A 14,808-nucleotide genomic window follows, 5' to 3' on the forward strand; every position below is an offset into this window, starting at 1 on the left:
TGTCCGGCAACTAAAGTACCTTGCCGAGCAATGAAAACCACCCGGTTTTACCTATTTTATAGCCGTTTTTACATAAAATAATCGAATGATTTGTAGGGATGGGAATAGGGTGTTTATCGTTTATATCATTTATAATATACTTATATACAGATACATACAAGCAAAGCACCTATTATTTATCTGAATTGCCAGTGATAGGGTAGTGATAGAGAAAACAGGCATATATCACAAATAAAACAAGCTGAATATCAATTGATAAAAAGGAATCAGTGATACAGTGACAGAGGAAATAAAAGACCTTCAATTATCCCCCGATCGTCGTTTCGATCCCGTAGCAGGCGAATATCTCCCGGCAACGTCCGAGTGTCTCGTCCGAAGGGGTGGCGAAAGCATATCGATCCGGATTATAGACCGTACCTAACTTCTCGTGTTTGCTCTTGCCGATGTCATGATACGGGAGCAGGTTCACAATCCGGTGCTCCCACGGCAACGAAGCCAGGAAAGCGGCACTGCGTGTTATATTTTCTTCATCGGCATTCACGCCTTCGATCAAGGGAATACGAAGATAGAAATCGTGTCTGGCTTCTGCAACCATCCGGAGATTGGACAGGATCAATTCGTTCGGGACACCGCAATATTTCGCATGCTTGGCCGAATCCATCTGCTTCAAATCGACAAGGAAAAGCTCGCAATTATCCATCACGTCGCGTACGATCTCCGGCCGGGCGAACAGCGTCGTATCGACAGCCCGATGTATCCCCCGTTCCCCGCAACGGCGTAACAAGTCCAGTAACGGTCCGGGATGCAACAACGGCTCTCCTCCGCAAAACGTCACACCTCCCTCCGAACGATCCATGAAAACGATCTCCTTCTCAATCTCCTTCATCAAGGCTTCAGCCGAATACTCCGTGCCCGATATCTCCATCGCCATAGCCGGACACACCTCGGCACAGATTCCGCACAGGGTACAACGCGCCCCATCCGTCACGATCCCCTCCGGCGTGAGTGTCAATGCCTGCTCAGGACAAGCCTCGACTTTTGCTTCCGGCTGGAAATTCCTTCCGGATTATGGCACCATACGCACGACAAGGGGCATCCTTTCATAAAGATCGTAATCCGGATACCCGGCCCGTCGTTGATGGCATATCGTTTTATATCGAAAACAAACATCTTTTTTCAATTGCTAAAACGTTTCCTGTTCCGTCCGCATGATCACGTCCGCCTGCAGATCGGCATTCATGTCATTGAAATAATCGCTGTAACCGGCTACGCGGACCAGAAGGTCGCGATAATCTTCCGGACATTTCTGGGCAGCATAAAGCGTCTCCGTATCGACGATATTGAACTGGATGTGATGTCCGCCCAAAGCGAAATAGCTGCGGATCAACGAAGACAACTTGGAGATATCCTCCTCACGCTTCAACAGGCTCGGCAGGAAACGCTGGTTCAGCAACGTCCCCCCGCTCTTCACCTGGTCAAGCTTGCCGAGCGACTTGATGACGGCAGACGGCCCGTGCGTATCGGCGCCATGAGACGGAGACGTGCCGTCCGAGATGGCACGCCCGGCCAAGCGTCCGTTAGGAGTCGCCCCCATCACCTTGCCAAAATATACGTGACAGGTGGTAGACAGCATATTCAGATGGAAACATTCGCCTTTCGTATTCGGTTTTCCTTCGATCGTATCATAGAGATCGTCGAACACCTTCACAGCAATACTGTCGGCATATTCGTCATCGTTTCCGAAGAATGGCGTGCGGTTCAGGATCGTCTGTCTCATCGCCTCGGCTCCTTCGAAATTATCAGCCATCGCTTTCAGCAATTCGTCCATCGACCAGCGTTTATCTTCGAATATATGTTTTTTCAGCGTCGCCAGGCTGTCGGTAATCGTACCGAGCCCCGTACACTGGATATAGGTCGTATTATAGCGCGGACCGCAGTTGTAATAATCCCGTCCTTTCGCTATGCAATCGTCGATGAAGAGAGACAGGAAGGTGGCCGGTGCATACTTGGCAAACATACGGTCGATATAGTTGCTGACACGCACCTTCATATCCACAAAGTAGCGGACCTGCTTCATAAAGGCGGCATATAGTTCGTCATAGCTGCCGAAACTGCGCGGATCGCCCGTCTCCAATCCGACCTTACGCCCGGAAACCGGATCGACACCGTTGTGGAGCGTCACCTCCAAGATCTTCGGCACATTCAGGTAACCGGTCAGCACATACGCCTCCTTGCCGAACGCCCCGACCTCGATACAACCGCTGCACCCGCCTTCGCGTGCATCCTGCAACGATTTTCCCTGGCGCATCAACTCCTGGATATACACATCCGGATTGAAAACAGACGGATAGCCATGCCCCTGGCGGATCACCTTGCAACCGGCACGCAGGAAACGTTCCGGCGTACGGGCACTGATATGGATAGCACTGCCGGGTTGCAGGATATGCAGTTCTTCGATCGTTTCGAGCATGATATAGGAAACCTCGCTCACCCCGTCGCTGCCATCGGCTTTTACACCGCCGATATTCAGGTTCGTAAAATCATTATACGTACCGCTTTCCTTAGCCGTGATGCCGACTTTGGGAGGAGCCGTGTGGTTGTTCACTTTGATGAAGAAACAGGACATCAATTCTTTTGCCTCGTCGCGTGTCAACGTACCGTCGGCAATCCCCTTTTCGTAGAACGGAGCCAGATGCTGGTCGAAATGGCCGGGATTCATCGCGTCCCAACCGTTCAGTTCGGTGATCGTTCCTAAGTGGACGAACCAATACATCTGGATCGCCTCCCAATAGTCTCGGGGAGCATGTGCCGGAACCCAACGGCAAACTTCGGCGATACGGCGCAACTCAGTCGCCCATTTCGGGTCTTTTTCCGTCAGCGACATTTCATCGGCGAGATCCGCATGTCGTTCGGCAAACAGGATGGCGGCGTCGCACGAGATGGACATGGCAGTCAACTCCTCCTGCTTGTCGGTCGCTTCGGGATCGCTCATGAAATCAAGCCCGTCCAGTTCTTTCCGGATACGTTCTTTCAAATCCAATAATCCGTACTTATACACCTTTCCGTCCAAAGCGGTATGTCCCGGAGCGCGTTGTTCCATAAATTCGGTAAACATCCCCACCTCATAGGCCTCCTTCCACTCCTGAGGTACATGGCTGAAGATACGTTCTCGTTGGGTACGTCCTTTCCAGTAAGGGATCACTTCGCGTTCATACGTGTCGATGTCTTCCTGGCTGATCGTATAACGCTGCAATTCACGTGTGTTCAAGACATGCAGGTCCTCCACACTATGGCAGGTCAGTTCCGGAAAAGTCGGCACACATTTCGGTTTCGGTCCGCGTTCGCCCACGATCAGTTCATCCTTGCCGATATAGATCGTCTTCTGCTTACAGATCTCATAAAAATTCATGGCCCGAAGAATCGGAATCGGATATTTTCCGTAGTTTTCCTTGTAGAAACGAGTTTCTATCAAAGCGCGTTCAATAGACAGGGAGGGCTCGGCTTCGAACGTCTCTTGTCGAAGACGTTTGATCCGGTCATTCATTCCATAGGCATTTGCCTCTACTGTGGGGGCGAAATTAGATGCACTGTGCGGTGCACGCTGAGCTGTGATTATAGTCATATTATATAAAAGGTTATTTTTATTCAATTATTTTAATCTGATAAATTCCGGACAAAATGATGCAGAGATAAAACCACCGACCCAAGCCAATGACTTCAGATACTAATGCAAACCGAAAGAGCTCTTACCCGAAAACGGTAAAAGAGAAAAGGGAAGAACACCTGTCAAGAAATCAGGCAATTGAATAGTCGTCTATAAGATTTAACGAACATATCGTAACAATTTAAAATCAACACTCGAAATTAAGTGTATGATTGCAGCAAATATAGACATTTTTCCATAAAAACAAAAGAAATCATATTTATTTAATAGAAACCAAGCCCCCTATCTTGTAAAAAGATCAAGCAATCCCATACGCTTTCAACTTATTATAAAGCGTTTTGCGGTCAATACCCAACAGTTGGGCTGCTCTGGTCTTATTGTTACCGGCTTCTTGCAGGGCACGTTTGATCATTTCGCATTCGTGCGATTCGTTTTTCAACTGGATATTGACCGGAGCGGAAATAGGGCCGGCAGTCAGTTCTTCTGGAAGCTCGTTAGGGGTAATATAGCGACCGGTCGCTAACAGGGTAGCATACTTGATGGCGTTCTTCATCTGACGCAAGTTACCCGGCCACGAATAAGACTGGAAAATCCGGATCACGTCATTATCAAAGCCAATAATATCTTTCTGCAATTCTATATTGGCTTGATCCAGGAAGTTGTTGGCAAACAGCAAAAGATCTTCTTTCCGCTCCTTCAGATCAGGGATACGGACGGTAAACTCGTTGATACGATGATATAAATCTTCACGGAAATCTCCCTTATCAATCGCAGAACGCAAGTTCTCGTTTGTCGCGGAGACAAGACGGACATTGATCGCGATCTCCTGATTGCTACCGATCGGTTTTACTTTCCGCTCCTGCAAGGCACGAAGAAGCTGTACCTGTACCTCATAGGACAAGTTACCGATCTCATCCAAAAAAATCGTACCACCTTGGGCGGCAACAAAAGCACCTTCTTTATTATCGATAGCTCCGGTAAACGAACCTTTCACATGCCCGAAAAATTCGGATGCGGCCAAGTCTTTCGGGATCGCTCCGCAGTCAACAGCAATAAAAGGGGCTTTCTTACGATTGCTCTGTTCGTGAATACGGCGAGCAACATACTCTTTCCCTGTACCGCTCGAACCGGTAATCAACACAGACATATCTGTCGGAGCAACCAGACGTACATGCTCGTAGAGCTGGCGGGCAGCTTGGCTCTGTCCCTCCACATACTGGCTACGCGTTCCTCCCGACGGTTCGGGACGTTTGGCTGAACGTGCAGGGCGTTCCAGTTCGGTAGCAGAAGCAACCGGACCTGTTTCCGTCTTTATCACATCCTTGATTTTGCCTAAAAGTTCTTCCGGGTTCAACGGTTTGGCAATATAATCGGACGCTCCTAACTTGATGGCTTGCACGGCGGTTTGTATCTCCGCATAGCTGGTCATCATAATCAGGGGAATTACAAAATTATTTTCTTTTATCCATTTCAACAGATCGATTCCATCCCCGTCCGGCAAACGCAAATCAGACAAGATCAAATCGAAAGAGGCATCCTCTATCCGGCTTCGTGCATCCGAAACCGATGATACCGAACTGACTTCGAAGCCTTTCCTTCCCAGCCAGGTTTTCAGCATCAACGAGAATGTTATATCATCTTCTAAAATCAGGATAGACGGCATATTATTCTTTTTTGTTTCGTACACAAAGATAACTAAGAATTGATAATTGACAATGGACAATGGACAATTAAATACCGCTTGCCACAATTATCAATTGTCCATTGTCAATTCAAAATGCCCAAGTTGCCTTTTTCCACGCCCCCTCGAACGGACCTTGCTTGAATTTCTTCAACCACCAATGGCAGAAACCTAACTGGAGGATGAACAACAGGACGCCGACTCCAAAGCTGGCTGTCGTGCCTAAAACATTATAAAGTGACAAACCGTAACCGAAATAGATAAACGATCCTATAATAGACTGTGTCAAATAGTTAGTTAAACTCATCTTTCCATACGGCACCAAACCGTGCAGCATTTTATGGGTCGAAACTTGTTGCCACAGGAAGACAAAACAAGCGACCAACACACACATGAAAGAGAAATTGCGGAAAGAGGAAACCACCGTGTTCATCGGAGTCAGCATCGCCTTGTTGGAGATCATATCCGGAAGGGAAGCCGTAATGAAATACAACGGGACAAAGCAAACCGCACCGATAACCAGCGTCCGCATCCAGAAAACCCGATGTTCGGACAGGTTGGCAAACAACTGTCTGCGTCCCATCAGCATACCCAACAGGAACAAAGAGGCAGTCTGGAAAAAACGTCCGTACCCCCATGCCCACAACAGGCTGAACAACTGGCCGTCCCAAAGGTTGGACTTAACCATCGCCCAGAAATCCGGCTGCGAAAGGAACGGATACATACGTTGGCTATGAACACGCCAAACGCCGGCTGCCGGCACATAGTCAGGATTTATCATCGCATAGAAAAACTTGCCGAATTCGAGAGGCTGGAGCATCAGGATAATAGCGGCAATGAGGATCGCTCGGTCGCTCCATCTGCAGACTAACACGAGCACCACGCCAATTATAGAATAAAGGACTAATATGTCGCCGGGGAAAAACGCCCCGTTGAAACAGCCGATAATGAACAAAAGGAAAAGCCGCCACAGGAAACGCAGACGGAAGTCTTTACCTTTCTTCGCCTGATTGTTATATTGAATAAAAAAGCTGAATCCGAACAGCAGGGAGAAAATCGCGTAAGCTTTCCCGGAAAAGAGGAAAAACAATGTTTCCCATATTCCTTTATCCATCGCCTCCATAAAAGCCGAAGAAGCTGTCGGGAAGTCATAAAAATTAAAATGTTCGATGTTGTGTAGTAACATAATAGCCATAACGGCAAAACCGCGTAATGCATCCACCACCTCGATACGAGGCGACTTAGCCAAAAGTCCATGCTCCATTGATAATGATTTAGATTTTTAATTTATGATTTTACAAAAGACAAAAGTAGATAAAGAAGTCATATAAAACAAAAAAAGCACCATTTAGGCGCTCTTTTTGTTTGCAGACTTAAAATAGATACTCGAACATACTTTAAAACGGTTTTTTTAATGTAGAAACGTCCACTTCCGCTTCTTGCTATAAAAGAAGCGAATATCGTGCCAAACTCAGCCTGACACACAGCCTGTTTTTGTAAACTCTTCTATTCTAACAGAGAAGTCGCCCAGAATGTTTTACTGAAGCTATTTATTACAACGTCACGAATGGGGAATTGTGGACATATATGGGGAATTTTTCTACAGATACCGTTCCACAGCCTGGCCCACAACAACACCCGCCTGCCGGATCACTTCAAATAAAAGCCGCTTCCAACCTTCGTCTGTCAGTGCCTCGTCGTTCTTCTCAAGGATTCTCAGTTGGGCTACCAAATCGGAAGCTCCCAACATGGTGAAAAGCGGGATTAGCTTATGGGAGATTTTGGCAGCCTGTGCACGGTCGGTCTTCTCCAAAGCTTGTTGTAGCAACGAAACGCTCTTGTTCGTCTCCTCGGCAAAAGTCCGGATAATGGAAGCGGAAGCTTCTTTGTCTTCGCCAGCAAAAGCAGTAAGCGAATCAAAATTGAATTCAGGCGACACCTCGGCTTGTATATCCGCTTGCAACAGGTTATTCAACAAAGCGATCAACTGCTTAGCCGTGAAAGGCTTATTTAGGAATCCGGTAAAACCGACTTCCAAATAATGTGTATTCTCGTTTTCCACACTGGCTGAAAGCGCGATGACAGGCACAGTATCTGTACCGGGGACACCCGACGAACGAATGACGTTAAGCAGGCCGTACCCATCCATGCCCGGCATCTGTATATCGGTTATGATCGCGTCGAAAGAACTATTACGCAAAATATCGACCACGGCAAACGGATTTGAACAACTGGTGACCTCCACATGGTTCCGTTTCAAAAACTCTTCCGTCAGTGCCAACTGCAACGGATCGTCATCGACCAGCAAACAAAAGATTTCGCGCCCTTCGAACCCCCCGGTCTCCGTTTCGTCTTCCTCCTCTATGGCAGGCGTGGCATGCAACGTCTGCACTTCCGATTCCCGCAAAGGCAGGACAATCGTAAAATCACTTCCTTTTCCCGGAACACTCTTTAGCGACAAGGTTCCTCCCATCAGTTCAATCAGCTTGCGGGTGATGGAAAGTCCGAGACCGAAACCTTCTTCCTTTTCGGTTCCCGACAGACGGGCAAACTCGCCGAAAATTTTTTCCTGTTCTTCTTCCGGAATCCCGACACCGGAGTCGGAGACAGTAATTGTCAATTGAGAATTGAGAATTGACAATTTGACTATCAAAACGATACGACCTTCATGAGTAAACTTGACAGCGTTAGACAATAGGTTGCTGACTATCTGGCGGAGGCGTATCGGATCACCTGAATAGATGCGATCCATCCCTTCCTCCTTCATATTCAGAACAAAAGCAAGTCCTTTCGCCTCGGCTATCGGGCGGAAGCTCCCGTATATTTCATTAAAAAGCGTACGTACGCTGAAAGGCACGTTCTGTATCTCCATCTGCCCCGATTCCAATCGATGAAAATCAAGCAAACCGTTCACCAGAGAAAGGATATGATTGGCCGATCCAGTCATATTTTCCAAATAATAACGTTGCCTTTCGTCCGGACGACGGCGCAGCAGCAGTTCTATATAACCGATTATGGACGAGAGCGGCGCACGGATATCGTGGCTGATCGTCAGCATCAACTTCTCCCGGCTATGGAGCAGGTCTTCAGCATATTGCTTGGCTTTCTCCAATTGCAGCCGATAATACTGGCTCCTGGAGATATCACGCGTGATCAGAATGATAAAGACCACCACGATAATCAGCGACAGGATAGCGATGCCGCCAATGAGATAAGAGGTTTCGCGCAGCACCTCCTGTTTCTTCACAACACGCTCCATCGACGCGTTCATCTCCTCTTCTTCTATATCGCGCAACATCTGGTTGATTCGGCTCGTGATGATGCTATTATTATAACGCAAGTTAGCGGCACGCTCTAAAAGCTGGTCGACAAGCTGTTTACGCTGGTCGGCCACACTGTCCTGCAAATTTTTCAGGACCGTCACGATCGTGTCTGCCGGGTTGAAGGAATTCACCAACGTATCAGTCACGATCTGCCGGGTCGTATTCACGATAACAGTCGAATCCTCTTTAGGCGGTGAGAACGCATCGGCGAGCCGGCGGAAAAAGCCACGGTGCTTATGGGGCTGAGGGGTTTTCACGGAATCCTGGTGCACGATCACGCGCTCCTGTATTTCGACCTGCCGGATCATCGTATCTTGCCGGGCGATCACCTTCTCGATGTTTTGGGTATACAGATGTTCCGCGTTCGTCTCGCGCCAGGTTTCCAACAGGCGGCGCGTGTTCCAACGCTTCTGCTCGATCAACATATCGATCGTGTCGATCTTGGGATATAGTGCGGGATTCGACACTAATGTACGCAAGGAATCCATATTCTGCAAAGCCTTGTTCAGCGTGCGGTTGAAATGCTTGATTTCCCCCTGTGGAAACCCGACCATTTGTCCGAGCGCTTCGCTTTCGTAGAGTAACGACAGAGTGTTGGTCACGAGATAAACCTTCTCCCTCGATTTGTTGTTCGGGTCGTCTTCGCCAGCAAACTGTTCGATAATGTTATAAATATAAACGACCGAACACACGGCTATCAGGATCAATAACAGGTATCCCAATATGACTTTACTTGTAATATGTCCATTCTGTGCGCTCATTAGTCTTTCCTATAAGCTATTTTCCATTTGTCCAACATAACGAAATCCGCTTTCTTCAATCCAACCTTCCAGAACGGGACAGGTTCGTCGTGATCACCGAGAAACATACGGTCACGAACGGCAAAAGCTGGGTTGGTCAGGGCCAGTGTGGAATCGGATACCGAAGTCCGGACACTGGCAATATCCAATACCGTATGGAACACACTGTTCGTGCTGACCGGATAAGCCCCGTGAGAGATCGCCGTCCGGTATTTCTCCGGAAAAACGGTCCGATAATCGTTCGAGAACCAGATGATATACGGGATATGGAGCTGATAATAAGTCGGTATAGGCGAAGCATGCAGGTAACGAGCACGTGCATCATCGAAAATATCTTCTCCGTGATCGCTCAGATAAAGCATCGACGCACAAACCTCCTTCTTTTTCAACATGTCGACGATTTCTCCCAAAACATAATCCGTATAACGGATCGAATTGTCGTAAGCATTACGCAGTTCCTTCTTATAGGATTGGCGGATGCCTTCGGCCTTATCCGGCGTATAAATCCGGAACTCAGCCGGATAACGCTCATGATAATTGAAATGCGACCCGTATGTATGGAGGACGATAAACATATCCTCGTCCGATTTATCCAGTTCCTTTTCCAAATACGGCAAAAGGGCGGCATCATACAATGAGGTCAGATACGATCCGGTGTTGAACGTGCTCATATCGATAAACGTATCAGCCTCCCGGTAGAAAGCCCCGATCATCGAAGTAGTCAGTTTCTGATTGGCAATGACAAGCGTACGGAAACCTGCTTCCTTGAAAGCGGTAACGATGCTTTTCTCGTCATATATCACGCCATAGTTTTCCGCACTAGCGGCAGACAGGATGATCGGAACACTTTTGTGCGTATTGTTGGATTGCGTCACAACATCCGTAAAATGTATCAGACCATCGAGTCCTTCCATACGCGGAGTCGTATTGCGTTCATATCCATACAAGCTCCATTCCATAGCCCGCGAAGTCTCTCCCACCACAAGCACGTAAATCTCGCGCTTGCCATCCGCCTGTCCCGTCCGGACCGAGTTGAACCTGAAATCGGCAGAAGAGATGGAATAGTTGGCGTTTTTGTTCGATTTGGTAATCGCAAAATAGAGATTATAAAGCGCATTGACCGGATAAACATCGTTCTTGAGCGAGAAACTGTGCTTTTGCCAAGAAGGCAGGAAACAGAGCAGCACCCCCACTCCGAAAAGCCCCAAGCTTCTGGACGCCCACCGCTTGCGGAACACGGCGGTCAGCCTGTCTTTCATGCGGATTGAACGCGTGGCCAGCCACAAGGTAGGAAGCGTATAAAAGAAAAAGACGCAAACGATGACAAGAAAAATATTTCCTAATAATTCGCTTGCTTCGGAAGCATTCGAACTTGTCAGGTTCAAGAACATGTCCACGGCTATCACCGACTCGCCGAAAAGATACAACAGGACCAACTGGCCTCCGTCCAGTATGATTTTCGGCAACAGACACCAGACCACCACTCCGGGTTTACGCGCCAGCAGCAGAACTCCCATCCAGAACGCCAACGGCATGACGATAGAAGCAAGGCCCACCGGAACAGGTAAAGGCTCTGTGAACAGAAAAACACAGTTCGGAATGATGAAAAGCAAGCCGAACAAGAAATATAAGTGTTCCTGTGAAGATATCCAACGCAAAATATTAGTAAAGTACCTCATCGATTTTTGCCTAAAAAGCCTAATTTTATCAACTATTCTTATCACTATTCCACAACAGCACTGCTGTAACCGACAAAAATAAACGTTATCCATCACATACACATACAGAAGAAGCACAAAAAAAGTTATTTCAAGGTCTCCCGTAGAGGCGAGGTTCTACTCCGCCCATGAAAACAATGTCTGCCTTGCCCGATATCATTTCGTCAGCAAAACAGCCACTCCCCAGTTTAAATAGAAACGTTAAAAAATATCACCCGCTATAGTAATTCCAAATATATGGGGTACTAATCCGATTTACATGGGGTCGTAATGACATTTTGATATTTTAAAAATCATGCAAATGCTTTCAATAATCTTGCAATATGCCGGTAGCAGAACTTTGTTGCTTCCGACTATCGCTTTTTATTTTTAATTTCGGGCAACCGAAAAAGGGAAAGATTATTTAAAATCATCAATAATAATTAAGGTAAAGACAAAATGAAAAGACAAATCATGCTGCTATCGGCTTGTACGGTCGCTTTGCTGAGTGCTTGTTCGTCGAACACGCGTATCGCAAACGAAGTATATGCCCCTGCTGCCAAAAACGAATTACGGGCGCCGGCAACACCGCTGGTAACGATCGACCCGTACACCAGCGCCTGGTCGTTTGCCGACCGCCTGAACGAAGAAAGCGTGCGCCACTGGACCGGCCGTAACTTCCCGCTATTGGGAAGCCTGCGTGTAGACGGTGTTTCATACCGGTTCATGGGAGCGGACAAAGTAGAGGTGACGCCGGTTATCGGTACGGCGGCTGCCGGCTTATGGGAGGCGACCTACACATTCGAGCTGCCGGAGGGAGAATGGACCGCCGTCGATTACGAGACAAAAGGCTGGAAAACAGGCAAGGCGGCATTCGGGACAGACGATAATCCGTATCGCTCCACTCCCTGGCAAGACGGCGACATCTGGGTACGCCGCTCGTTCGACTGGCCTGAGGGGACGGATAAGGAAGATCTGTTCCTGCTATATTCGCACGACGACAACATCGAGTTGTACATCAACGGTAAGCAGGTGGCCGTAACCGGCAACGGGTTGGATTACGACCTGCTGAAGGAAATCCCGCAGGAAGTGGCCAACACGCTCAAACCGACGGGGAACATCCTGGCTGCCCACTGCCGCAACAACGGAGGAGGTGCATACGTGGACATGGGAATCATGAAGAAGGTAAAACGGGGAGACACGTTTGACAATAAAGCGGTCCAGACGGCGACCACCGTCATGCCGACACAGACGTACTATACGTTCGAATGCGGCCCTGTCGAACTGGATTTGATCTTCACTGCTCCGATGCTGATGGACGACCTGGAGGCCATGACCGCCCCGTACAATTATATCACGTATCAGGCCCGTTCGTTAGATGGTCGGACACACGAAGTCCAGTTATACCTCGAAGCGACCCCTCAATGGGCTGTAAACACGACAGATCAACCTGTCACCTTCGAAAAGATCGAAAAAGACGGGTATGTCTATCTAAAGACCGGCTCTGTCGACCAGGAAGTTTTGGGCAAGAAGGGAGACGACCTTCGCATCGACTGGGGCTATTTCTATCTTTCAGCCGCGCAATCTCCGGACGTGACAGTCGCCATTGACGAATATTACGCTGCCAAGAAAGCATTCATGGCCGACGGCAGACTGTCCGGCAAAGCGGAGAATGTGTCTCCGGATATGGAAAAACAGATGACGGTCCTCGCCTACTCCGACAACCTGGGCAAGGTAAACGAAAAGACCGTGTCAGGGCACTTGTTGATCGGATATGACGATCTGTATGCGATCCAGTATTTCAATGACAACCGGATGGCATACTGGAAGCACAACGGGCAGACGGACATTTTCGATGCCTTCGCCAAAGGCCAGAAAGAGTATGCCGGAATGATGAAACGGTGTGCGGACTTCGACGGACGCCTGATGCAGGAAACAGCGGCCGCCGGCGGACAAAAATATGCCGAGCTGTGCGCCCTGGCCTATCGCCAGGCCATTTCCGCCCATAAGTTAGTGACAGACAAGGAAGGCAACCTGCTATTCCTGTCGAAAGAGAATTTCAGCAACGGTTCGATCGGGACGGTCGATATCACCTACCCTTCGGCACCGATGTTCTTATGCTATAACCCCGAGCTCCTGAAGGGGATGATGAACCCGATCTTTTACTACAGCGAAAGTGGCAGATGGAACAAGCCTTTCCCCTCACACGATGTCGGCACGTATCCGCAGGCTAACGGACAGACCTACGGCGGCGATATGCCGGTCGAAGAATCCGGCAATATGCTGATCCTCGCGACAGCCATTGCGATAATCGAAGGAAATGCGGATTATGCGGCCAAACATTGGGATGTTTTGACAACCTGGGCCGATTACCTGAAAAAAGAGGGGCTTGACCCGGACAACCAGTTATGTACGGACGATTTCGCCGGTCATTTCGCTCACAACACCAACCTGTCCATCAAGGCCATCATGGGTGTAGCCGGCTACGGCAAGATGGCCGGAATGTTGGGAAAGAAGGAAATAGCGGATTCTTATCTGGCGACAGCTCGTGAAATGGCTGGCAAATGGATTTCGATGGCAAAAGACGGGGATCACTATAAGCTGACTTTCGATAAGTCCGGTACATGGAGTCAGAAATATAATTTGGTTTGGGACCGCTTGTTAGATCTGAATATATTCCCTTCGGAAATAGCTGAAACAGAAACAGCTTACTACAAGACCAGACAAAACAAATATGGTCTGCCGCTGGACAACCGCGAAGATTATACCAAATCCGACTGGATTCTGTGGAGTGCCTGCCTGACCGGCAATACGGCCGATTTTGAAACGTTCATGCTTCCGGTCTGGAAATACGCCAACGAAACGACCTCACGCGTCCCGTTGAGCGACTGGCATTACACTTCCGACGGAACACAACGTGGATTCCAGGCCCGTTCAGTCGTCGGCGGCTACTATATGCGATTGCTGGAAAAACGGCTGAAGAAGTAATTATGATGGTAGTGTGTCGAAACTATCCTGTTCCCGCGCTTGATGTGGGATCGCATTAAAACCGACCCTATAAAAATCTGATTGATAAGGTCTGTCCTTTTGCGGCCCCGCATCAAGTGCAGGGACAAGGAGGTTTCGACACACTTCCATCATAATTCTTCTCACTCCCTCGCTACCTTCTGTATGATACCGAGAAACTCTTCATTCGCCATCCGGATATCCGGTTCCTTATAATTCACGTAATCTTCAAAATAATCGCTGGCGATATCTGCCACGATCTCAGAGCCGTCTAACCCGAAAGAACTCACCAACTTCTCCACCTTGCCACGAATCTGGCGGATCACCTGCAAGCGGTCTTCGTAACGGTCCGGTTTTTCCAGCTCCGTCACATGCTCGTTTCGGGCAATCAGATAAACGGTCGTATAAAACTTGTCCACATCTCCGAAAGCCGGGATAAACAGAGCTTTCTTTTCCTCTGGCAACGCAACCAGTGTTTCCTGAATTTTTGTCATTATTGTGTTTATTTTAATTGGTTGGCGAAGATAGTACATTCCGTTCATAGATAAAGTCTATCCCGCGATAAATAATATGCATTTCATTCTATGAACAAATTTCGAGCAGGGAATGTTAGAATAGTAGAAACAACATAAAACAG

The 14,808-nt window shown here is 48.3% G+C and carries 7 protein-coding genes and 1 pseudogene; 1 reads left to right on the forward strand and 7 read right to left on the reverse strand.

All coding sequences use genetic code 11. The features are described 5' to 3' along the window. Positions 1-304: 304 nt before the first annotated feature. The 6 genes and pseudogenes from BHV83_RS08325 to BHV83_RS08350 form a co-directional block, all read right to left on the reverse strand. A pseudogene (locus tag BHV83_RS08325) lies at positions 305-1,170 on the reverse strand (glycyl-radical enzyme activating protein). A 13-nt stretch (positions 1,171-1,183) separates the two neighbouring features. Beyond that, positions 1,184-3,622: a trans-4-hydroxy-L-proline dehydratase gene (gene hypD / locus BHV83_RS08330; protein WP_119216207.1), complete on the reverse strand. Its 2,439-nt coding sequence runs from the start codon at positions 3,620-3,622 to the stop codon at positions 1,184-1,186. Between the two features lie 340 nt (positions 3,623-3,962). After that, positions 3,963-5,327, reverse strand: coding sequence for a sigma-54-dependent transcriptional regulator (locus tag BHV83_RS08335; RefSeq protein ID WP_286757361.1), 1,365 nt, complete (start codon positions 5,325-5,327; stop codon positions 3,963-3,965). 109 nt (positions 5,328-5,436) lie between these two features. After that, entirely contained in the window at positions 5,437-6,609 is a 1,173-nt protein-coding gene (locus BHV83_RS08340) for a DUF418 domain-containing protein (RefSeq protein WP_270518879.1), read from the reverse strand. 336 nt (positions 6,610-6,945) lie between these two features. After that, the gene (locus BHV83_RS08345) at positions 6,946-9,429 is read right to left on the reverse strand and encodes an ATP-binding response regulator (RefSeq protein ID WP_138273242.1); all 2,484 of its coding nucleotides are present in this window, start codon (positions 9,427-9,429) and stop codon (positions 6,946-6,948) included. After that, positions 9,429-11,147 carry a phosphoethanolamine transferase family protein gene (locus tag BHV83_RS08350; protein WP_270518880.1) on the reverse strand — a complete coding sequence of 573 codons (1,719 nt, stop codon included), beginning with the start codon at positions 11,145-11,147 and terminating at the stop codon, positions 9,429-9,431. Before BHV83_RS08350 ends, BHV83_RS08345 begins: the two co-directional genes overlap by 1 nt. A gap of 477 nt (positions 11,148-11,624) precedes the next feature. Between BHV83_RS08350 and BHV83_RS08355 the strand changes: the two genes are divergently transcribed. Continuing rightward, on the forward strand, positions 11,625-14,153 hold the full coding sequence (locus tag BHV83_RS08355) for a glutaminase domain-containing protein (RefSeq protein ID WP_122204432.1): 2,529 nt from the start codon (positions 11,625-11,627) through the stop codon (positions 14,151-14,153). 161 nt (positions 14,154-14,314) lie between these two features. Here BHV83_RS08355 and BHV83_RS08360 read toward each other — a convergent pair whose 3' ends face one another. After that, complete coding sequence (locus tag BHV83_RS08360; protein WP_122204431.1) at positions 14,315-14,665, reverse strand: hypothetical protein; 351 nt, start codon at positions 14,663-14,665, stop codon at positions 14,315-14,317. Positions 14,666-14,808 lie beyond the last annotated feature (143 nt).

This window comes from Parabacteroides sp. merdae-related_45_40, assembly GCF_001915675.1.

Coding starts and splice junctions, on each gene's coding strand:
- hypD (WP_119216207.1), bottom strand. CDS start 3,622: ATGACTATAATCACAGCTCAGCGTGCACCGCACAGTGCATCTAATTTC.
- BHV83_RS08335 (WP_286757361.1), bottom strand. CDS start 5,327: ATGCCGTCTATCCTGATTTTAGAAGATGATATAACATTCTCGTTGATG.
- BHV83_RS08340 (WP_270518879.1), bottom strand. CDS start 6,609: ATGGAGCATGGACTTTTGGCTAAGTCGCCTCGTATCGAGGTGGTGGAT.
- BHV83_RS08345 (WP_138273242.1), bottom strand. CDS start 9,429: ATGAGCGCACAGAATGGACATATTACAAGTAAAGTCATATTGGGATAC.
- BHV83_RS08350 (WP_270518880.1), bottom strand. CDS start 11,147: ATGAGGTACTTTACTAATATTTTGCGTTGGATATCTTCACAGGAACAC.
- BHV83_RS08355 (WP_122204432.1), top strand. CDS start 11,625: ATGAAAAGACAAATCATGCTGCTATCGGCTTGTACGGTCGCTTTGCTG.
- BHV83_RS08360 (WP_122204431.1), bottom strand. CDS start 14,665: ATGACAAAAATTCAGGAAACACTGGTTGCGTTGCCAGAGGAAAAGAAA.